Below are 22048 nucleotides of genomic sequence, written 5' to 3' on the forward strand. Positions count from 1 at the left end.
AAAAAGGCCGCAGTTAAGCGGCCTTTGAAAATTAGTAGAGCTTATTTGATTTCAAATTTGCCTTTCATAATCGCCCAATGGCCAGGGAAAGAGCAGAAGAAGGTGTAGTCACCGCCAGCACTCATTTTTTCTGTAGAGAAGGTAAATGTCGTTGATTCACCACCACCGATTACTTTACTAAAGCCGTATACGCGCTCGTCGCCCGGTTTGACGTAGCTTGCATCAAATCCAGCAGCCATACCTTCAGTCGCAACTGCTGCTACGTTTGCAGTGTCAGCGAAGACGATGTTGTGGCCCATTGATTTAGCGGCAAGCTTACCAGTGTGGTTTAGAGTGACGGTCACTTCACCACACGAAGCTGGTACGCTTAGTGTCTGTTCAGAAAACTTCATCATGTCCCCTGCGTCGACAGAAACACTACATTCTGGCGCGGCGTGTGAAGAAAATGATGCAAAAAGAGCGAGGCTGAAAAGTGTAGAAATGCGTTTAATCATAATATGACCTGTTTGTTAATGATAATAAGTCGCAAGAAGATTAATAACCTTGTCTTTTGTATGCAAATTTGATTGCTAAATTTGTTATCGAAAGCAAATATTATCTTGATAATTTCATTATTTACAGCATTTAAGATTGTAATGCATGACGAAGTGACTAAGGCTTTTCTCAATAACCCTAAGCCAATGTTAGAAGCGCTTTTTGAGGACGAATAAAAAAAGCCCCCATTTAAGGGGGCAGACAGCATTTGCAAAAACAAATGTCATTAACTTTTTAAGAACCGCAGCAACTGCAATTTCTTTTGTATTTGCTCATTTTTCCGATACCCGGGTTAAAGGTATTTGTTGGGTCAAGTGAGTGGTAGAAAGCCTGTAACTGCTTTTCTGCTTCGTACAAATGACCGACATTGTGCTCTGCAGGGTATTTGGCGCCTTTTTGAGTAAGTAGTTCCAGCATTTTCTTTTTGATCTTTTTGGTGTCTGCACCCTTCTTGAAAATATAGTCTTGGTGGAATACGTGACACATAAAGTGACCATAATAGAGTGCCATCACCATATCTTTGGTGATTTCTTCAGGCAGTTGTTCTACCCAGTCGATATCATTTCGACGAAGGGCGATATCCAGGGCTAAAATATCTTCAACTTCTTTGTTGTGAATGGTTTCATAACGGATCGCTGCACCAGCAGCTGCGAAGCGGTGAAGTAGCGCCTTTTTGCCCTCGTCGGGTGTGCATTCAAAATAGTCACAGTCGTGTTGCAAAGACCAATCCTCAGCAAGGTATTGTTTCGCTTCCTCAATGCCACCATTGCTCATTTTGAGAATGAGGTGATGTTCAAATCTATCTCTATACTCAAGCATGCGCTTAGGTAAGTGTTGTGGGAATAGTTTGCTGAACCAATACAACATGATATCGGGAAGATCTTTTGAAACAAAAGGAACGCGTTTTAAAATCGTTTCAACTTTTGCTTTAAAAGCGAAGAACTTTGGTAGTTTGTCTGTGCCAAGGTGGTTAATTGACAAAAAGACATCTTTTCCATAGGTCTCCGCCAAATTGAAAATATCGCGATGCATATATTCGCCCATTTCAGGCAGGTTTTCGAACCTTTGGAGCATATCGCGACGAAGCTTAGTCAACTGCTCTTGGGAATTACAACCAATATAAAACAGCTGCTCCTTCTCGGGTACAGGGTAGGTGTCAACACGTACTGCAAATACCGCTAGTTTTCCTGCGCAACCACTGGCCTCAAACAATCGGCGTGAATCGGCATTGAAACGCGATGGTGTATCTGCATCGACATCGCGAACTCTCTCGTCGTATTCGCGGTCAGAAGCCATCGCATCGCTGTGAATGACTTTGCTCGGATCAAAGTTACCTTGTTCTACGTTTTTTAAAATTTCTTCGGGAGTGTCGCCCAATCCATCAATACCTAGGTGGTTGACGAGTACTAGTTTTCCTTCTTTGGTGACTTGTCCAAATAGGGCCAATTCAGTGTAGGCTGGGCCGCGTTTGACTAATGCACCACCGGAATTGTTGGCGATTCCGCCAACTACGGTTGCACCGATTGAAGAAGAGCCTATAACAGAGTGTGGCGCTCGATTAACAGAATCGAGTTTTTTGCCGACCTGATGCAGGCTAACACCGGGTAGACTAATAATTTGTTCGCCGTTCTCAATCAGGTGCAGAGTGTTAATACGCATGATATTGATGACAACGACCTCTCGGTCGTAATCATTACCACTTGGCGCGGAACCCTCCGTCAGGCCCGTTTTCGCGGCTTGCATAATGACAATACAGTTTGCTTCTACAGCAGCTTCTAGTAATCGCCATTGCTCGACAAGAGTGGCAGGGAACAATACCGCGAGTGCTTGACCCTTACCGGAACGAAAGCCTGAACGGTAGTATTCGGTCTCCTTTTCCTGAGTCAACACATGTTCTCGTCCAACGATCTCGATAAAGCGATTAATTAAAGCCTGTGCAGTCATAAGTGCGGATGCCTATTGTAATTATGTTGTTAATGTAGAGTTGTGTTTATTTTACGGCTGAAGTGTGTGAGGGGCTATAGGCAAAAATACGTAGTCGCAAACTTTAATAGTATTGGTGAGGAGGGTTAATATATAAAGTTCTTTATTTACAGTTGGTTAGCTTCTTTTGATTTTGTGTTATTTGGACTAAATTAAAATCACTTATTCCAAAAATGACGTAATTAATGGATTTGGAGTGTAAAGTTAATGTTGTTCTTGAGTGATCGTGTTCACGCTTACAGTGGATTAAGGTTAGTTTGTGTGTGACCGGGGGCCAGTCTAAAGCGCCACTGGCTGGTGGACGGTGATAAGTGTAGTGTGAGGTTAAATTGAGACCTAATTTGACCTCAATATAAGCATGGAATAAAATTTCTGTATAACTTCTGTGAGGTCACTATGGATAAGACGCGTACTATGTCTCAACGTGCAGCAAAAGACTGCCTTGGTAGCCCTGATGAATTTAAGGGCGGGTGTGTTATAACTAAAAATGGCACGGCTCAGTTGTACATTCAAACAGCGGAAGAAAGAGAGCAAGAAGAAAGAGCTATACAAGCTGATCGACAAGCAAATGCGTTATTAAAATTGGCAATGATGGCAAAAGAAGATGTTGCGGCTGATCGTGTTCATACAAAAGAGCAGGTGTTAGAACGCCTCCGTGTGGCAAGGAGCTAACGCTTGGAAATTGTCTTTACGGAAATGGCGGTTAACTGTTTATTGGAAATTGAATCTATTGCCGTTGAAAATCATTCCGAAGAACAAGTGGCAGCATTTACCGACGGTTTAATCAATCGCAATTATGATGCTATCTCTAAGAACCCTGAACGTTACAGATTTAACGCAACACTGTTAGATTTTGGCATCAAGTTTCGAGAAAGGTTAGATAGTTCATATCGATGTTTATATGAGATCGTCGATGATAGAGCTTATGTGATGCTTATCTTGCATACTAAGCAAGATCTGATTAGCACTTTATATCGGCACCAGATCATCAAGGATCTTAACTAGAGTTATTAGTTAGTGAGAGAACAGTCTATCAGACCGTCCTCTCAAGAGGTTGTTAAAGGTAACGACTTCTCAAATGATCTTTAAAGAAAGAAGCATTGAGCGTTTCTCCAGTCGCTTGCTTTACCAATTCATCGGTAGTGAGCAAACTTCCTTTACTCCAGATATGGTCAGATAGCCAAGTAAATATTGGTGTAAGGTCTTGGCTGCGAATCGCTGATTCTACGTCAACAGTCTTTTTCATAGCCGCCATAAATTGAGCTGCGTACATGGCTCCTAGCGTATAGCTTGGGAAGTAGCCAAAAGCGCCGTCCGTCCAGTGGATGTCCTGCATACAGCCATTGGTGTAGTTACCTTTTGTCGATAACCCGAGATAGGCTTGCATCTTGTTGTCCCATAACTCGGGTACGTCGGTGTGCCTGATATTACCGTTGATCAAATCGCGCTCGATTTCGTAGCGCAATATAACGTGTGCAGGGTAGGTGAGCTCGTCGGCATCAACGCGAATAAAGTCTTTTTTAACTCTTGTGTACAACTTCTGAAAATTACTCGTTTCAAAAATAGCGGGGTTGCTATCGGTAAAATGTTTACCTGAGAGTCTAGCAAGGTGTGAGATAAACTCGTCACTACGGCCAACCTGCATCTCAAAAAATAGCGACTGTGATTCGTGGATACCCATAGAGCGAGCATGACCTGCCGGTGTGCCAGCTAGGTGTTTTGGCAAGCCTTGTTCATAACGACCGTGTCCTGTTTCGTGCACGATCCCCATAAGTGATTGTACAAACTCACTCTCTTCATACCTTGTGGTTAGACGGATGTCCTGAGGAACCCCTCCACAAAACGGATGAACGCTTTCGTCTAAACGGCCGTGATTGAAGTCGAACTGCAATAGTTTCATCACTTCTAGTCCTAGCTCTTTTTGCTTAGCTGGGGAAAACGTTCCGCTGGGTTCAACAAAGGTTTCGCTGTTCTGCTTATCAATAGCTTGGTTGATTAAATTCGGCAACCAAGTTTTTACATCGTTAAACAAGGTGTCTAGAGAGGCGGAATTTGTCCCCGGCTCGTAGATGTCTAGCATGGCATCATAAGGTGTTAAGCCCGTGGCGTTGGCGCGAATTTGCGCTTCTTCTTGTGAAAGCTTTACAACCTCGGCCCAATTCTTTTCAAAGCCTTTCCAGTCGTTTTCACCTCGTTGTGTTCGCCATGCGTGCTCGCATTTTGAACCAGCCAACGATTTCGCCTGAACCAGATCTTCGGGCAGCACATTTGCTTGTTGCCATTGTCGTTTTAGTTCTCTTAGTGACGCGGTTTGTTCTTGTGTTAGGGATTCTGTTTCAGCGTCACTAAACCAGTCTGCTAGTTGTGGCTGAGTCTGAAGTGCATGTATGTGAACCGAAAGTTGTGCCATGGCTTCAGAGCGAGCCTGATTGCCTCCGGCTGGCATCATTGCAGCTTGGTCCCAGCCACATATGGCGGCTAGGTGATTGAAACGGTCGATGGTTTGAGAATGTTCTACGAGTTTTTTGAAGGCGCTCATATTGTGCCACCCTTGACGTTAATAGTATGAAAAGGGCAGTGTAGCAGGGTAAAATGGTTTACTCATCTGTTTTTCCTTGGTGTTTTACAGCAAAACAGGTAGTTTAAATCAATAAACCAAACAAAGAGTTACAGCAGTTTAGACATGTGGATAGACAATTTTCAGGCGTTTATTATCGCCATTACAATACTTACACTCACACCGGGGCTTGATACGGCACTCGTTATTCGCAATACCTCACGCGGGGGGATGAACGACGGTGCGATTACCAGCTTGGGGATCTGTTTTGGTCTTTTTGTCCACGCCTTGTTTTCTGCATTTGGCATCTCGGCAGTTCTATCTCAATCCGCAGAACTCTTTACAATGATGAAAACAGTAGGTGCAGTATATTTGATCTGGTTGGGGATAACGAGTCTAAAGGGCGTTTTACTAGGCGGTGGTGTGTTGGCTATCGATTCTGCCAAAGTGAATACAGTTAGCGCAAAACGCTCGCTAAAGGAAGGTTTCCTTTCTAACGTTTTAAACCCCAAAACAGCAGTTTTTTATTTGGCTTTTTTACCTCAGTTTATCAACCCAGAATATTCGCCTTTGGCCCAATCGATGCTAATGGCTGCAATTCACTTTGTTATAGCAATGATATGGCAATGTGGTTTGGCTGGCGCACTCAACAAAGCCAAATCACTTTTGCAGAGTAGTCGTTTTATGAATTGGATGGAAGGAACAACGGGAGCGGTACTCATCTTACTAGGTGGAAAGCTCTTGTTAGAAGATGCACCGACAAATTGAAATACGTACTTGCACTATTCAGGGTCTTATATTGATGTTGGTGAACCGATTTTTGTCAGTTAAGTGGCTCTAAAAGAGCCACCTTTTACAGCTTTACACTTTATAAGTGGAAAGCGGCTCTTTGTAAGCTCTTACCACGTGTTTAGCAATAAGCACTTTGCCCTTGGAATCTTCGCTTTTAGCAGAGGTTAGTACTAAGTCAGTAAGCCCTTTTCCTCCAAAGCCAACCATTGTCGGATTTTCCACTTCTACAGGGATAAGGTTGAGTACTTCGCCATCTGGGGAGATTTTTATGATTGAACGGCCAGCGTACATGGCGACCCAATAGTTGCCTTCCGCGTCGATACTTGCGCCATCAGGACGGCCTTCAAAGCCTTCTAAATCACAAAACAGTTGCTGTGGTCCACAAACACCGGAAATTGAATCATAACTGTGTTTGTAGATTTTACTTGAGCCTGTGTCTGCCCAGTAAAGCCATTGTCCATCGTTGGAAAAAGCAAGACCGTTACAGGTCCATGCGTAAAAGGGTAGTGAATCGGTTGAACCATCATCGTGTAGTTGATAGAACTGGCCTTTATCTCCCTCTTTTGCGCCATTGCGAGTGCCAACGATAAACCTTCCTCCTGGGGCGACTCGCCCATCGTTGTGGCGCATGCGTGGAAACTCAGATATTAGAGGAGAAACGAGCGTTGGAAAGCTTTCCCAACTCTCTAAATGATAGATTCCTGATTTTAGCCCTAAGATGTAGCCACTTTTCCCGTGGAGGGCGAAGCACCCAATTGGTTCTCCGAGTTCGATGCATTCGGCATTGTCTCCTTGCATTCGCCAAAGTTCACCCTCACAAATGTTTACCCACATCCAAAACTGGCCACGCCAGTCCCAACGAGGGCACTCAGCTAAGTCAAAGTTAAGTTCGACAAGTGGTTCAAAAGCAATATTTTTACTGTTGGTCATCGGTTTTCTACAATCTGCTAAATAATTGTAATACGGTAAATTATTCTCCAATAACTAGCAATGAATAGTTGATAAGTAGAAGGGCGTAATCTGATTCCATGGTCCTAAAAATCGGATTACTAATAACTTACTTAAGTCGAAATGATTTTGATGGCGTTGAGCAATTAAAAAAGCCCATCCTTAGGATGGGCTAGGTGTTTTAGGCTTGAACAGCTCTTGTAGCGGTATAGAAGTAGTTTTTTGTCTCCTCTATAACTACTTGTCGAAGCGCTATAAGGCCTATTAAGTTTGGCACTGCCATTAGTCCGTTTACGATATCAGCAATAACCCAAATCATATCGAGCTTGAGGAAGGCGCCGGATGCTACAAGCACGAGGAAAACTATCTTATAAGGTAATACAGCTTTTGTTCCCATAAGGAAGACAATGCATCGCTCACCGTAATAGTTCCAACCAAGGATAGTCGTAAAAGCAAAAAAGATAAGACCAACTGAGACCAGTAATGGACCCAAAGTGTCAGCACTAAGGCCAACAGCAAAAGCGTGTGTTGTCATGGCTGCGCCAGCAAACTCACTTTGCCAAGCTCCGGTCAAGATTAATGCTAGACCTGTCATGGTACAAATAATGATGGTGTCGAAGAAGGTACCCGTCATCGAGATCAAGCCTTGCTTCACACATGAATCGGTTTTGGCCGCTGCCGCCGCCATTGGTGCACTACCTAAACCGGACTCATTAGAGAAAACACCACGAGCGATACCAGACTGGATCGCAAGCATAATACTCGCACCCAAGAAACCACCAGTCGCTGCGGTTTGAGTGAAGGCAGAGACTAAAACGAGTTCGACGGCATAAAATAACTGATCAGAGTTGGAAATGATTACGGTCAAACAACCCAACACATAAAAGATCGCCATAAACGGGACGACTTTGCCAGCAACTTTAGCGATAGATTGAATGCCGCCCAGTGTAACAAACGCAACTAACAAGGTGAGCACAATGGCTGAGTATTCGCGTTCAACCCCAAAGGAGATTTGGGTTGCATCTAATATAGCGTTAACTTGTGGAAAGGTGCCAATACCAAAACAAGCGACGCCTAACGCAAAAACGGCAAACATAATAGCGAGAGCTTTTGAGCCAACTCCATCGCGCAGGTAGTACATCGGGCCGCCAACCATTTGACCTTTGTCGTCGACTTTTCTGTATTTAACGGCAAGTAAACACTCCGCGTATTTTGTTGCCATTCCAAACAGTGCAGCTAACCACATCCAAAAGAGTGCGCCTGGACCGCCAAGTTTAATGGCAGTCGCAACACCCACAATGTTACCCGTACCTATGGTTGCAGATAGTGCGGTACACAAAGCAGCGAAGCTAGAAATATCGCCTTGCTTGCTGTTGTCAGGTTTAGCGAACACCATTTTGAGCGCATAAGGTAAGTAGCGAAACTGAAGAAGTCCCAGTCTAAAAGTAAAATAAATACCGGTTCCAACCAAAAGAATAAGTAGTGGTGGTCCCCAAACGAAACTGTCGATGGTTTTTAGAATTGGAAGTAGGTTATCCATGAATTCCCCTTAATTAATAAAGCTTACTAAGGAGAAGAGAGAAATACAGGTAGCCCCAAAGAGCGTACCTAAGCAAAGTGAAGGTATTACTAAGTTTTTCTCTCCTCTGTCCTTTTGCCTGAGAGTTTCACTTCACTTGATGAAGCTTGCTCCTTCGGCGACCGATTTAACGGTTCTCTCCAGAGGTTCCTCCAACTACAGTCCTTTTGCCTGAAATAGTTAATTCTTCGGCGGGCATTAAAATGCCACTCTCCTGTGAGTCTTCAACGGAACACGACATAAATGTCGTTATGATCTCTAAGATCAAGTTGCGTAATCTATCACAAATGATGCATAAAACAAGATAATAAGTCTGTAATTTATTGGCTATTTAGCTCATAAATTCGCCAGTTAGAATCTTCTTGGATATATATGTTAAGAATTGTCGTCTCGTGTTAATTATGAGGTGTGGCTATTAACAATAGTTTGTACTGGCAAGCAAATTGCTTAATTTGTTGTGTTAAGCGAGGAAAACGACGTTCCTCTGACCTTTTTTTATCATTTAGTGGTATAAAACCTAGAGTAAACTGTTTAATGTGTTCAATCGTTTAACCTTGTAGGACAAAGGAGTGCCTATGACCAGACTTATTGCTATTGCTGCATTAGTTGTTATCGCCTTTTTGCTTATCCGATACCGGACAAACGAAAAGTTGCAAAAGTGGGTAGTCATCGGTTTGGTGTCAGGTTTCATTGTTTACACCGCGTCATTAATGTTGACGGAGTTAATGCGTTGAATCAAAGAGGTACATTTGAGTGAGTGACCATAAAGAGTTACCAGATGAAGATGTTGTTGTCATCGAACAAAGAGATAAGAGAACTTATTTCTTTATTGTAGTGGCTGGCGTATTGGGCTTGGCCTTGGCGGGATTGTTGGTTCAAGCTTGACAAGTAGTAAGTGGGAGAGTGGCTACCAAGCGTTAGAAAAGAAATACATCGGATTATTAGAAGACAAAAAGACGCTTGTACACAAAGTAGAAGAACGGGTAGCCAAAGTTGATGATCAAGTTGAAAAGCAACTTAAACAAGCAATAGAGCAGCAAAAACAGACACATCAAATTGAGATTGAGACGCTTCAGCAGCAGATTTCGGAGCTTGAAAAGTTAAACTTGAATTTGGAATCTGAACTTTCCGAGCAAAAAGCGCTTGTTGTAGAAACAAGCGAGAAGAATGAATCCCTTAATCGACAAGCGGATATGCAAGCGTCGATGTTTGAACGTTCTAGAGAGATATTTCAGCGCGAGTTAAAAGTAAAGCAACAGTTAGAGGCGCTGCAAAAAGAGAAAGATGATTTGCAGCCTCGAATCGAAGAGCTTAAAAAAACCTGTGACGCCTATTTGGACGGAACCTCTTGGGAAGCTACGTCAGACTCTTGCGATAGACAAGATGAAGCGAACTCCCGACTGAGCCAAGTTAATCAGATGATCAGAGTGCACCAGATGGATTTAGAACAGATTCAATCGCTTGCCGATCAATTGGGCCTTTGATAGCGCACAGTTCTGGTATTGATTTATGTGTCAAAAGTGATAGACCCCGCGTTTGCGGGGTTTTTTGTGTGCATTAGTTCTCAACTAAGCTACTAATATTACAGGGTTAATAAATTATTACATTTCGTGACTTATACTAATATAAGCATTTTTACCGTGCATAATTCTTTTAAGGTATGGCATATTGCTCAGCTTAGTTTTAAAGGGGAGATGAATGGAAATAGAAAGAGATAGAATGCGATCTCGTTTAAAGATCATAGTCTATGTTGGCCTCGCTATTTCAATAGCGCTAATTACACAAACGCTTGTTGTTGAACATGAGCAACTTAGCTGGCTATATTTCGCATTTCCGATCCTTATCGGCACGTCTGCACTGGTAAAAAACGCCAAGACAAAAAAGTGGACGGCAGTCCTTTCAATGGCGGTTATTGTACTTGGTGGTATCTTAGAGCCTCTTGAACTTGATGCGGTAGAAGAGACCTTCATACTCCTTCCTCTGTGTTACGTAGTGATTTTTCCCGGTTCATTGTGGCCAATGTTTGTCGCCGTTCTCATTGTCGTAAGTTATCTGTATGAGCTGCCGGCAGAAGAGTTTGATGAGTTTATTGAAGACGCCATAGAATTGGTTGCCATTACGGTCTTTGCAACCGTGATGACCTACTTTCAACAAAAGTCCGATAGACAAGCGCAAGAGTACCGCAAGGATAGTCTTACCGATTACTTAACTCAATTGCCCAACCGCAAAGAAATGATGTTGGATGTCGACTTCTATCTAAAAGAAGATGTGCATGGGCTAGGGGTGATTCAAATTGGGGTTAATGATTTTAAGAACGTAAATGACAGTTTGGGGTACAGCAATGGCGACTTAGTTTTGGTCGCATTATCAAAAAGGTTAGCAAGTATCGTTGGTACAAAAGGAAAACTGTATCGCTTGGGTGGCGATGAATTTATTGTACTAGTAAAAAGTGATTTAAATGTTGAGCAGAAGATTAGGAGCTTGCTTGAAGACCTAAGCAAGCAATACAGCCCTAGATACAAAGTGGACAACACCTCTTATTCGATCAGCTTCAGTTGTGGTGTGGCACTGCTTTCTGATGCGGATAATAATGTCTCTCTGTGGGGAAAAAATGCCGATATTGCTCTTTATAAAGCCAGAATGAAAGGGGCAGGTAAGGTTCAATGGTACGATGACGAGTTACTCGACGAGACCATAAGGCAGCACCAAATTGAAACAGAGCTAAAACGAGCTATTGAAAAACAGCAGTTTATGCTGGTTTACCAACCTAAAGTGTGTGTGGATACTCAGAAAATTGTTGGTGCAGAGGCGCTCATACGCTGGCCACATCCAAACTTGGGTATGATTGCTCCTTATGAGTTTATCGATATCGCAGAAAAAACCGCGCAAATCATCCCAATTGGTCAATGGGTTATAAGAGACGCTTGTATACAAGCGAAAAAATGGTTCGACATGGGACACCCCATTTGTGTGTCGGTGAACGTTTCCACAGTTCAGTTTGCCCATGATGACATTTTGCAGTGTACCGGTAGCGCTCTAATTGAGACGGGTCTTCCCGCACATCTACTACAAATAGAAATCACCGAAACGACTTTAATGCGTCAACGAGATAAAGTGGTCAGTACTTGCGAAAAGTTGCGCGAACTTGGTGTGACTATCGCAGTAGATGATTTCGGCGTTGCGTATTCATCCCTCAACTACCTTAAAAAGTTGCCTATCGATGTTTTGAAAATTGATAAGTCCTTTATCGACGATTGCGTTACCGAAAAGACAGACCAAATGCTGGTGCGAACCATTATTCAAATGGGCCAAAACTTAGATAAAAAGGTCATTGCAGAAGGCGTGGAAACCGATGAGCAATTAGCCCTTATCGGTCGTGAAGGTTGTCATGAATACCAAGGCTACTTATTCGCAAAGCCCCTGTCAGTGACGGAGTTTACCCTCCTATTACAAGACAGCAGCCAACAAACGACTTAGTAAGAGAAGTCGGTTGGCTGTCTCAACTTTCTAAGTTTGAGCCAAATCTGCATTTCAATAATATTCGTTTGGCAACCGCACTCGTCAAGAGGCTTTATAGGCAGTGTGTAATGTTCAATCAGAGGCACGTTATCAGGCTCATAGCCACTGTAGGGCATCCATTGGGTATATAGCGCAATTTGGAACTTAAGGATTTGCTTCTGAGTGCCTTTGTATTCAAATATTGCGTATTCGCCGCCTTGGATCTTTCCTAACTTAAATGGTGGCGAGACGGCCCCCGTCAAACTCTCGGGAATTTCTAATGCCGCTTCATAGCGGCACTTTTCTCTAGGTGTAAATACAGGATTGTCGAAACCGAGACCGTATCTTACGTCCAAAATGTTGGTGATATTATTGCGATAACCCCAATTGATCATATCTTCCCAACTCCGATAGATGGCAGGTAGGTCGTAGCCGCCTGTCGATCTAAGCGTACAAAGTGTTTTTTCTTCTACTTGAACAATTTTTATCGGCTGAGCAAGAGTACTTGGGTTTATTACTTCCGCTTGTAAACGGTGAACATGCTGAAGCGCTTGTGTATCTAAGCTAACCTTTAATGGATCTTGATTGAGTGCGACGTCAAACTTTTTGCTGCTGCGTATCCCTGCAGGAGTAACACCAAAGTGCTCTTTAAAGGAACGGGTAAAATTTGCGCTACTTGAAAATCCGTATTGCATAGCAACGTCGGTAACGGAAGTGTTTGTCGAAAACAAAAGACAGTTAGCGGCCATTTCTAAGCGGGCGCGATTGGCGTAACTGGTTAGACTTTCGCCCATAATCGCACTAAAAATTCTCTGAAAGTGAAATTTCGAAAAATGGCTCAACTCAGCCGCTTGTGCCAAGCTAAGCGGCTGATCAGGATGGGTGTGCACGTGATTCAACACAGGAATCAATCGCTGCTTATAAACATCTATACTGCTGGCGTGATGTGAAACTGAACTAAGCAACGGAAAACTCCTCTTTAACGTTTAGCCGATTATAAGGGGTGAGACATAGTAACAGAGTAATTAACGAATTTAGCAAATCCGCAGCGACAATCGCGATGAAGATCCCCGATAAACCCAGCATACTGGGAAGTAACCACAGCAGTGGTGGTAATATGATAAGTACCCTAAGGCCACTGTAAAATGCAGCTTGCATAGCATGCCCTTTTGCCTGATAGAAACCAGTGGCAATCATAGAAATCCCTGCCAAAGGTAGCCCCCATATGGTGCTGTAGATTAGAGACTCACCCGTCATAATGAAGGTTGGATCCTGAGTAAACAAACTCATAGCAATACGAGGAAAAAGAAGTAACAGGAGTGTTATAACGCATGCATAAGCCGTCATGTATTTAGTAGCGACTTTAATGCTTTGCTTAACGCGGTCGAGTTTTAAAGCGCCAAGATTAAAGCCACATATGGTTTGGAATGCGATCAACATTGCGATCAAAGGTAAAAATGTAAAGCCCGCTACACGACCTATCATTCCGTAGGCGATAATCCAATCCGCAGTGCCGTATATAGAGAACTTATAATTAACCAGTGCTGAGTGAAGTCCCATTGAGCCTTGAGCAATTAGAATAGGAAATCCAAGAGCAAAGATAGGCCCCCACTTTGCCAAAGATAACTCCCAAGTAATTCGTATATCGAGTTTGTTTCTTTTGTAGAGCACTACAGCGAAGAGTATTGCGACAAACTGAGCTATGATGGTTGCGTATGCGGCTCCTACAACACCCATATCAAATTGAGCAATTAACAGGTAATCGAACACGATATTTAGTATTGAAGACGTGAGTAGCAGGCTCATCATAGCGTTTGCTTTGCCTTCTGCTCTGAAAAAGTCCGCTGCCACTGGCAAAAACAGTGAAACGCCCGCCGTCAGCACTATGGGCTGTAGGTAAAGTCTGGCATTTTTGTAAAATTCCGCGTCTACCGAGAGTAGCTCAAGAATTGGTTCGATGTAATACCAGCCAACAAACACACAGAGTACAGAACCGATTGCGGCAATCTGAAGAGCATGTCCTGCAACTGTCCCAGCTTTGTGCATTTCGGAACAACCAATGTGTCGGGTGATGATAGATGCGGTCCCAGCTGAGATCATGGCGCCAATAGCAGAAATAGCAATCTGTATAGGAAACACTAAGGAAACCGAGCCAACAGCGTCTTCTCCTACGTATCGCGCTATGAATATTCCATCTACGAGGTTGTAGAAACCTACCACCAGTAGGCCAATAGAAATCGGGATTGCGGTTTGCAGAAACAATTTACCAATATTCTCTTGTCCTAGAACTGCGGTTGAATTTTGTGGTTGTTGAGTCTTCATTTTCTTCTCTCCTTAAGCCCATTTATCTTAAAGAGATTTGCTGAGTGATTATTTTCAGATCTTGCTATTTTGATGATGAATACAAAAATAGGCTATGAATTTAGAGCGCAATTAAGAAGAAACATAGTGAGTAGTACTAAAGTTTATATTCGGAGGGGCTATAAAAGCAGTTGAACAGTATAAGACTGACTAAAAAAAACATTAAAGGCACGCCGAATAAAAATTCTCTTCATAGCAGCAAAAATAGGTACTCGAAAATGCACCGAGAAGAATAGCGCATAACGTGCCTTTAATGAATCGCCGTGCACTATACGCTTTATTCCCTAGGGTAGGTCAAGAGGAATGCCACAAATTTTTTCATATAAAACAGGTTATTAATTAAATACACAGCGCTTGTCACACTTTGAAACAAGTCTCTGGTGATAAATTAGTCAAGAGATCAAAATCACCTAATTAATAAAAAGCTGTTTCAAGCTTTACAGCACGAGGGTGTGAAAATAATAGTGAGTTTTGGCCACCTTTATTAAAAAAGATGGCCAAAAAAAAGAGATAATTATTGAGTAATATAATGTTCGACAAAGCGAGTAATATCGACCATATCTTGTACAGAAATATACTCTTCAGTGGTGTGGACTTTAGCCATCCCCGTCGATAAGTTAACGGTAACTAGTCCTTTAGCATTAAAATTGTTTGCATCACTACCACCGCCAGTACCTTTGGTGAAAGGCGCTACACCAATGGCTTCGAATGACTGTTTTACTTCGAGGATATGCGGATGGGTATCTGAAATCACAAAGGCGTCATACGCTCTTGTAGACTTGATTTCTACTTGAGCGCCAAAAGCGTTGGCCGAGTTTTCAAATGTTTCAATCATATGGGCGACTTGGTTATCAAGCTTCTGCGCATTTAGTGAACGAGCCTCTGCGACCACTCTGATCTCAGGCATTACTATATTCGTTGCCTGTCCGCCTTCGATAATACCGATGTTCGCAGTGGTTTCTTCATCGATGCGCAGTAGATTCATTTTGCTTATCGCATCAGCGGCCACTTGTCCGGCACTAATTCCTTCTTCTGGTGCTAATCCAGCGTGAGCGGGGCGTCCAGTAATCTTGGCGATGATTTTTTGTTGGCCGGGGGCGGCGTTCACGATAGTACCGATTGGACCGCCGGTATCTAATACAATGGCCTTGTTTGATTGAATGTAAGACATATCATAATGGAAGGAACCAAATAGGCCGCCTTCTTCGTGCACTGTGAAGGCGAGTTCGATAGTTTTATGGGATTTGCCATCTTCTTTAACAGACCTGATTGCTTCCATTATTGCAGCAATACCTGACTTGTCATCGCCACCTAAAATGGTATTGCCTTTTGAGCGAATGACTCCGTCTTCTAGTACAGGTTCGATGCCAATGCCGGGAGTAACCGTATCCATATGACAGCTAAATACAACGCTGTCATCTAAGTCGCCATCTAAACGGGCGTAGATATTAAAACCGTTTGAAATCTCTTTTGGGACAGGAAGTTTGTGTACTGTAAAACCGAGTTCACCAAGTTGCTCCGCTAAACTTTCTGCGATTTGCTTTTCATCACAGGACTCGCTGTCGATTTTTACTAGTGAGAAGAAATGGTCAACAAGTCTTTGTTGGTTGATTTTAGACATGGGAAATACCTTCTAAAGGAACAGAGGCAATACCTTAATCCGGTTAATGAAAATCATTCTCTGCGTTAAATCAATAATATCGCTGTCGATGGTTAGATTACTGTCAAATAAAGGCAGGGTGAATGGTGTGGGAACTCAAAGTTCTGCTATTACCTACTGGAGATTCATGCACACTCAAACTTGGTACAAATGTAACGCGTATGTTAATTTTGGCGATTTTGTTTGGAAAAAGGCGGTAGTGGATAAAGGGTGGTTTCTTTGTATTGCTATTAAAATTAGTACCTTATATTCCATTTTTATGAGCGCGGTTTGTAAATGTAATGAATGTGTTACACATGTACAGCGCTTAGCGTTGTGGTGGATTTTTTACTGCAAGTTTCCTTATTGCGCAAATTGTTTCAACTTAATAAGTAGGGGGCTTATTAAAAGTACAAGGAGCGCGGCATGTCAGAAGAGCACAACCCATTGGGAACAGATGGATTTGAATTTGTGGAATACACTGCTTCAAACTCGGAAGGGATTGAAGATCTCAAGCAACTGTTTTTATCACTTGGCTTTGCAGAAGTGGCTAAGCACAGGTCGAAAGAAGCATGGTTGTATCGCCAAGGCGACATTAACTTTATCGTCAATGCTCAACCTCACAGTCAGGCAGAAAAATTTGCTTCTGTTCACGGTCCTTCGGTGTGTGGAATGGCATTCAGAGTTCACGATTCTGCGGTAGCAATGAAGCAAGCTTTAGCAAATGGTGCAAAGCAGTATGTGACTGAAATTGGGCCAATGGAGTTAAGCATCCCAGCTATCTACGGTATAGGTGATAGTTTGATTTACTTCGTTGACCGCTATGGCAAGTCTTCTATCTACGATGTGGACTTTGTTTTTTATTCCGATGCTAAGGACAAGTTGACACTGCAAAGTGTGGGTCTGTTTGAAATCGATCATCTAACCCACAATGTCAAGCAAGGCAATATGGCTGTTTGGGCGGGGTTTTACGAACGGATAGGTAACTTTCGTGAAATCCGTTACTTTGATATCGAAGGCAAGCTAACTGGATTAGTCAGTAAAGCCATGACAGCGCCATGTGGAAAAATACGAATCCCTATCAATGAATCATCTGATGATAAGTCTCAAATTGAAGAGTTTATCCGCGAGTACAAAGGAGAAGGCATCCAGCATATTGCCCTGAGTACCGATGATATTTATCAAACAGTAAAAACCTTGCGCAACCGAGGTATGGACTTCATGCCAACACCAGACACGTATTACGAAAAGGTTGATAGTCGAGTAGAAGGGCACAATGAGGATGTTGAGCAGTTAAAAGCGTTGCGCATACTCATTGATGGTGCGCCTACAAAAGATGGGATCCTGTTACAGATCTTTACCCAAACGGTGATTGGGCCAGTGTTCTTTGAAATTATTCAGCGCAAGGGAAATCAAGGTTTTGGTGAGGGCAATTTTAAGGCTCTATTTGAATCGATAGAAGAAGATCAAATTCGCAGGGGAGTATTGGATGATGCATAAAAGAATCAGTTTCCCGAAAAGTGAAGGTGTTTGCTCGCGTCAGGCTCACGCGGGTTTTCCCAAAGAAGCAATATTCGAACGCGAAGCTGGTCGTTCAGGTTTTTTTGGTCCCGCTACGCACTTCCATCACACCCACGCTCCGACTGGGTGGGTAGAATGGGAAGGCGATTTACGCCCACGATTGTTTGACTTTAATGAGGTTGAACGTTCGTCTCAAGCTTCACCGTGGGATGTTGAGGTCTTGCTTCACAACCAAAACTGTCAAGTGAGGGTCTGGCAGTTAAAGGAGAATATGGTCAACCTAGTGCGCAATGCCGACGGTGATGAACTGCTATTTGTACACCAAGGAAGCGGTGAACTTTTTTCGGACTATGGGCACTTGTCGTTTTCGGAAGGGGACTATGTAATGATCCCGCGTTCGACCAATTGGCGTATTGAGGTGAATCAGCCACTGTTTGTTTTGATGATTCAAAACAGCGACGCGTCGTACTCGTTGCCAGATAAAGGTGTGGTGGGGCAACATGCAGTGTTTGACCCTGCCGTTTTAGAAACGCCTTCTATTAACGGAAAGTTCAAAGCGCAATATTCTGAGAAAAAGACCCAGGTTGAAGTTAAACGCCACAACCAAGTCAGTACCATTACCTATCCATTCAATCCACTTGATGCTGTTGGTTGGCACGGTGATCTTGCGGTAGTAAAACTGAATTGGCGTGACATACGACCGTTAATGTCTCATCGATACCATTTACCTCCGTCTGCTCATACCACGTTTGTTGGACAAGGTTTTGTAGTGTGTACCTTTGTACCACGTCCAATTGAAAGTGACCCAGACGCCCTAAAGGTGCCGTTTTATCACAACAACGACGATTATGATGAAGTACTGTTTTACCACGCAGGTGACTTCTTTAGCCGCGACAATATCGAGGCTGGCATGGTCACATTTCATCCTGCCGGATTTACACATGGTCCGCACCCCAAAGCATTTGCAGCAGGGCGAGCACATCAAAAAACGTTTACTGATGAAGTGGCTGTAATGATTGATACACGCCACGCCCTTTCTTTTACCAAAGCTGCGACATCGGTAGAAAATGAAACTACGTTTATAGTTGGTTGGATCCAGAACTCAGAGAGGTTAAGCGATGAAATTAGCAACGTTAAAAAACGGCACTAGAGACGGGGTTTTAGTGGTGGTAAACCGAGATCTAACTAAGTGCATCGAGCTGGTAACATTGCTGGCACTCTACAAGAGGCACTCGATAACTGGCAGAAGGTCAACAAGCCATTAGAAGAAATCTACCAAGCTTTAAACTCAGGTTGTTTACCTCTTGAAATGCCATTTGAACAGTTTCGGTGTGAGTCTCCTCTTCCTCGCGCTTACCAATGGGCTGATGGCTCCGCTTACGTAAATCATGTGGAACTTGTTAGAAAAGCAAGAGGGGCGGAGATGCCGCAGAGTTTCTGGACAGACCCTCTCATGTATCAGGGGGGATCCGATTCATTTATAGGGCCGAAAGATGATATCCCCTTAGGCAGCGAAGAGTGGGGCATTGATTTTGAAGCTGAAGTCGCTGTTGTCACGGATGATGTGCCCATGGGGGCATCACCAACTGAGTGTGAAAAATCGATACGATTAGTCATGTTAGTAAACGATGTTTCCTTGCGTGCTTTGATACCAAATGAACTTGCTAAAGGTTTTGGGTTTTACCAATCAAAGCCTTCTTCAGCATTTTCCCCAGTTGCTGTTACACCAGATGAGCTTGCAAACGAATGGGATGGTAAGAAGTTACATTTAGAACTCAACTCATACTACAACAATGCTCATTTTGGCTGTCCAAATGCAGGAGTAGATATGACCTTCGACTTCCCTAGTTTGATTTCCCATGCTGCGAAAACTCGACCACTCTCAGCAGGCTGTATTATTGGGTCCGGCACCGTCTCAAACAAACAGGGTACAGACTTTGGAACCTCAATATCAGAGGGTGGTGTCGGATACTCCTGTATCGCTGAGGTCCGAATGATAGAAACCATAAGAGACGGAAAACCATCGACTTCTTTTATGCGATTTGGCGATCGCATTAGGATTGAAATGTTTGATGCGAGGGGCAAAAGTGTGTTCGGCGCCATCGATCAGAAGGTTGTTAAGTATGAGTGAGACAACCTTATATGGATATTGGCGTTCGTCTGCTGCGTATCGAGTGCGGATCGCTCTTAATCTAAAAGGGATTGAGTATAGGCACAAGAGCGTACACCTGTTAAAAAATGGCGGTGAACAACACACTATTGAGTTCAAAGCGATCAACCCCAATGAACTGGTGCCAGTTTTAAATATTGACGACCTTTACCTAAATCAGTCGCTGGCCATTATAGAATATCTAGAGGAGAGAAATCCTGAGCCGAGTCTTCTTCCAATAGGTATCAAACACCGCAGTGTCGTCCGCGCTTTATCTTTAGATATTGCCGCTGACTTACACCCTCTAAACAACTTAAGAGTTTTACAGTATTTAACTGACCATTTAACTATTACAGAGGAGACTCGGTTAGCTTGGATAGAGCACTGGATAGAAAAAGGTTTAACTGCTGTAGAGAACAGAATATCGCAGCACCAGATGAAACAACCGACGGACTACTGTTATGGTGACAGTGTCACTATGGCGGATGTTTGCTTAGTGCCGCAGGTCTACAATGCAAAGCGATTTGGCGTGGAAATAAGCCAATTCGCGAATCTTGATAGGATAGTCAACAATCTAAACCGCTTGTCAGCCTTTGAAGTTGCAAAACCTGAAAATCAACCTGATGCAGAGTAGCGTGTTTGGCTTGTCTCCAACACTCGATAAATAACATCGAATAGCGGATCCATGTTAATAGGTTTCGACACTACGTCATCAAATCCAGTGCGTAAATAGAGCTCGATTTCACTGGGTTGGACATTTGCAGTTACCGCGACAATTGGCAGAGTTGGGTGGCTTTGCTTTAGATATTGGCAGGCAGTTATACCATCCATAACCGGCATTTGGATGTCCATTAATACGAGTTGTGTAGCAGTGGTTACGGCATCAAGTGCTTCTTGACCATTATTGGTTAATTTGGCGTTGATACCTATTCGTTCTAGTAGCTTGCTAAGTATGATTTGGTTTACCTTATTATCTTCAACTATCAGTACATTAAGATTTTGGAGCCCTTCGAGATAGTTGAGATCTCTACTGATTTTCTCTCGCGGAGTCACGTTCCCTTTGATGGGAACTCTTACCTGTATGGTTACTTTGCTTCCAACATTGACAGTACTGGATACGTGAATTTTGCCGTCCATTAGCTCGACTAAGGACTTTACGAGGGGCATTCCTAATCCGCTACCACCGTGTAATCGAGTTATAGAGTTATCGGCTTGTTCAAACTCACTATAGAGGTTATCTAATGTGTTTTGGTCCATACCGATACCTGTATCGGTTACCTCAATCAAAATGACATCAGGAGATTCTTGCTCTTTCAAAACAAAACTCACGCTGCCGCTATGGGTATACTGTACCGCGTTGTTTAGTACGTTAAAGATAACTTGCTTAAGCCTTGGGTAATCGCCAAGCCGATGAAGATGCTGTACTTGATGAGTAAAGTGAAAATCGATGTTTTTATCGTGACACTGCTTGGTATAAACCTGCCTAACCGTGTTGATTAAGTAGAGTAAGTTAAATTCCTCCGTGTGAAGTTCGTAGTTGCCAGTTTTTAGCGTTGAAAAATCAAGCAACTCGTTAACTAACTTTATCAACATTTCACTACAAGATAACGCCTGATTAGCAAGCTCTAGGTTATCGTTAGAAGTTGGCTGACTTTGTATGAGTTGTAAGCTGCCATGTATACCGTTAAGAGGCGTTTTTAATTCATGTGATACCTTTGCGAGTAGCTCTGATTTTGCGCTATTGGCTGAATCTAACTCTATCGCTAACTCTTCTAGCTCTTGTACTTTTGAATTTAGCAAGCTTATTTTTGCCAGTATGAGCGATTCAGTTTTTTTGTTATAGGCATAGAAGTAGATAACTAGTGATAAAAACAAAATAGAGAGGACAAAAGCAGAGGCGAATAACCAGTGTTTTGTTCGCGTGATCCTGTTGAGCAATACCCCTTCGTTGTGATGTATTGCCTCTTCCAACGCGCTGAGCACATTTCTTTCGTATTCCGATTTGAGCCGATAGTAGTGATCGTTAAGAAGTAATAATTGTGCATCGACCGGCATATCTTTTTTAACGAACTCTATGGCATTAACTTCAATGGCAACAAGTTGGTCATTAACCATAGAAGTTGCTTGAATCGCTTGTGCTACATTGGGTTCGAGTAATTGCGCGTTTGCTAGGGATTGCTCCAATTGTTTTGCCGTGGATAGGTATCGCTTTTCCCAAGAGACATCTCTTGTAAACGCATACATGCGTGCGGTCATGGTTAGAACTTCATCGAAGTAAATGATCTCTTGTGTCACTTGCTTAACTTGCTGAAGGTGTTTATCTATAACGTTGCGCTTGTGCAGATTATTAACGAGAAAGGGTATCAAACTGATAACAGAAAAGCCCAAAATGCATATCAAGGTGATGATATAGACCTTAAGTTTTCTCACCTTGTGGAGATCTTGCGGCATGGTTACCTTTCCCTCGGTTTTAACATTTCCTTATAG

The 22048-nt window shown here is 43.0% G+C and carries 16 protein-coding genes, 3 pseudogenes and 2 riboswitches; of the genes and pseudogenes, 10 read left to right on the top strand and 9 right to left on the bottom strand.

What is annotated here, in order from left to right:
• Positions 1-41: 41 nt before the first annotated feature.
• Together azu and dld are read right to left on the bottom strand one after the other, a co-directional pair.
• A complete protein-coding gene (azu, locus tag BLO31_RS20580) occupies positions 42-494 on the bottom strand; it encodes an azurin (protein WP_070971287.1) in 453 nt (150 codons plus the stop codon).
• A gap of 274 nt (positions 495-768) precedes the next feature.
• Positions 769-2478 carry a D-lactate dehydrogenase gene (gene dld, locus BLO31_RS20585; protein WP_070971290.1) on the bottom strand — a complete coding sequence of 570 codons (1710 nt, stop codon included), beginning with the start codon at positions 2476-2478 and terminating at the stop codon, positions 769-771.
• A gap of 435 nt (positions 2479-2913) precedes the next feature.
• Here dld and BLO31_RS20590 point away from each other — a divergent pair, with 435 nt between their 5' ends.
• Both BLO31_RS20590 and BLO31_RS20595 read left to right on the top strand, forming a co-directional pair.
• Positions 2914-3189 carry a hypothetical protein gene (locus BLO31_RS20590; protein WP_070971293.1) on the top strand — a complete coding sequence of 92 codons (276 nt, stop codon included), beginning with the start codon at positions 2914-2916 and terminating at the stop codon, positions 3187-3189.
• 3 nt (positions 3190-3192) lie between these two features.
• On the top strand, positions 3193-3522 hold the full coding sequence (locus BLO31_RS20595) for a type II toxin-antitoxin system RelE/ParE family toxin (protein ID WP_070971296.1): 330 nt from the start codon (positions 3193-3195) through the stop codon (positions 3520-3522).
• Positions 3523-3574: 52 nt separating this feature from the next.
• Here the strand turns inward: BLO31_RS20595 and BLO31_RS20600 are convergent, their stop codons facing one another.
• Positions 3575-5056, bottom strand: coding sequence for a carboxypeptidase M32 (locus tag BLO31_RS20600; protein ID WP_070971298.1), 1482 nt, complete (start codon positions 5054-5056; stop codon positions 3575-3577).
• A 144-nt stretch (positions 5057-5200) separates the two neighbouring features.
• On the opposite strand from BLO31_RS20600, the gene BLO31_RS20605 reads away from it, so the two are divergent.
• A complete protein-coding gene (locus BLO31_RS20605; RefSeq protein ID WP_070971301.1) occupies positions 5201-5842 on the top strand; it encodes a LysE family translocator in 642 nt (213 codons plus the stop codon).
• A gap of 93 nt (positions 5843-5935) precedes the next feature.
• Here the strand turns inward: BLO31_RS20605 and BLO31_RS20610 are convergent, their stop codons facing one another.
• Complete coding sequence (locus tag BLO31_RS20610) at positions 5936-6796, bottom strand: SMP-30/gluconolactonase/LRE family protein (protein WP_070971304.1); 861 nt, start codon at positions 6794-6796, stop codon at positions 5936-5938.
• A 199-nt stretch (positions 6797-6995) separates the two neighbouring features.
• Positions 6996-8354: an alanine/glycine:cation symporter family protein gene (locus tag BLO31_RS20615; protein ID WP_070971307.1), complete on the bottom strand. Its 1359-nt coding sequence runs from the start codon at positions 8352-8354 to the stop codon at positions 6996-6998.
• A 103-nt stretch (positions 8355-8457) separates the two neighbouring features.
• Positions 8458-8540: riboswitch (glycine riboswitch) on the bottom strand.
• A gap of 2 nt (positions 8541-8542) precedes the next feature.
• Positions 8543-8620: riboswitch (glycine riboswitch) on the bottom strand.
• 348 nt (positions 8621-8968) lie between these two features.
• Between BLO31_RS20615 and BLO31_RS23950 the strand changes: the two genes are divergently transcribed.
• The 3 genes and pseudogenes from BLO31_RS23950 to BLO31_RS20625 all read left to right on the top strand — a co-directional run bounded on the left by BLO31_RS23950 (position 8969) and on the right by BLO31_RS20625 (position 11870).
• The gene (locus BLO31_RS23950) at positions 8969-9127 is read left to right on the top strand and encodes a hypothetical protein (RefSeq protein WP_175443259.1); all 159 of its coding nucleotides are present in this window, start codon (positions 8969-8971) and stop codon (positions 9125-9127) included.
• 19 nt (positions 9128-9146) lie between these two features.
• Positions 9147-9877, top strand: a pseudogene (locus BLO31_RS20620) (chromosome partitioning protein ParA).
• 214 nt (positions 9878-10091) lie between these two features.
• Positions 10092-11870 (top strand): putative bifunctional diguanylate cyclase/phosphodiesterase, encoded by a 1779-nt coding sequence (locus BLO31_RS20625; RefSeq protein WP_070971310.1) that lies wholly within the window; start codon positions 10092-10094, stop codon positions 11868-11870.
• On the opposite strand, the gene BLO31_RS20630 is transcribed toward BLO31_RS20625, so the two are convergent.
• The 3 genes from BLO31_RS20630 to BLO31_RS20640 all read right to left on the bottom strand — a co-directional run bounded on the left by BLO31_RS20630 (position 11867) and on the right by BLO31_RS20640 (position 15873).
• Complete coding sequence (locus tag BLO31_RS20630; RefSeq protein WP_070971313.1) at positions 11867-12856, bottom strand: AraC family transcriptional regulator; 990 nt, start codon at positions 12854-12856, stop codon at positions 11867-11869. The two genes, BLO31_RS20625 and BLO31_RS20630, sit on opposite strands and share 4 nt — an antisense overlap.
• Positions 12849-14213 (bottom strand): MATE family efflux transporter, encoded by a 1365-nt coding sequence (locus BLO31_RS20635; protein ID WP_070971316.1) that lies wholly within the window; start codon positions 14211-14213, stop codon positions 12849-12851. Before BLO31_RS20635 ends, BLO31_RS20630 begins: the two co-directional genes overlap by 8 nt.
• Positions 14214-14766: 553 nt before the next feature.
• The gene (locus tag BLO31_RS20640; protein ID WP_070971319.1) at positions 14767-15873 is read right to left on the bottom strand and encodes a M20/M25/M40 family metallo-hydrolase; all 1107 of its coding nucleotides are present in this window, start codon (positions 15871-15873) and stop codon (positions 14767-14769) included.
• Positions 15874-16317: 444 nt separating this feature from the next.
• Between BLO31_RS20640 and hppD the strand changes: the two genes are divergently transcribed.
• The 4 genes and pseudogenes from hppD (at position 16318) to maiA (ending at position 20195) form a co-directional block, all read left to right on the top strand.
• Positions 16318-17391 carry a 4-hydroxyphenylpyruvate dioxygenase gene (gene hppD, locus BLO31_RS20645; protein WP_070971323.1) on the top strand — a complete coding sequence of 358 codons (1074 nt, stop codon included), beginning with the start codon at positions 16318-16320 and terminating at the stop codon, positions 17389-17391.
• A pseudogene (locus BLO31_RS20650) lies at positions 17384-18534 on the top strand (homogentisate 1,2-dioxygenase). The gene hppD and the pseudogene BLO31_RS20650 overlap by 8 nt, the downstream one beginning before the upstream one ends.
• Positions 18531-19543 (top strand): annotated as a pseudogene (locus tag BLO31_RS20655) (fumarylacetoacetate hydrolase family protein). The pseudogenes BLO31_RS20650 and BLO31_RS20655 overlap by 4 nt, the downstream one beginning before the upstream one ends.
• A complete protein-coding gene (gene maiA, locus BLO31_RS20660; protein WP_070971326.1) occupies positions 19536-20195 on the top strand; it encodes a maleylacetoacetate isomerase in 660 nt (219 codons plus the stop codon). The pseudogene BLO31_RS20655 and the gene maiA overlap by 8 nt, the downstream one beginning before the upstream one ends.
• Here maiA and BLO31_RS20665 read toward each other — a convergent pair.
• Entirely contained in the window at positions 20177-22012 is a 1836-nt protein-coding gene (locus tag BLO31_RS20665; RefSeq protein WP_070971329.1) for a hybrid sensor histidine kinase/response regulator, read from the bottom strand. The two genes, maiA and BLO31_RS20665, sit on opposite strands and share 19 nt — an antisense overlap.
• Positions 22013-22048: the final 36 nt, after the last annotated feature.

Origin of the sequence: Vibrio sonorensis (genome assembly GCF_001854765.1) — a bacterium.
Classification (GTDB): domain Bacteria; phylum Pseudomonadota; class Gammaproteobacteria; order Enterobacterales; family Vibrionaceae; genus Vibrio; species Vibrio sonorensis.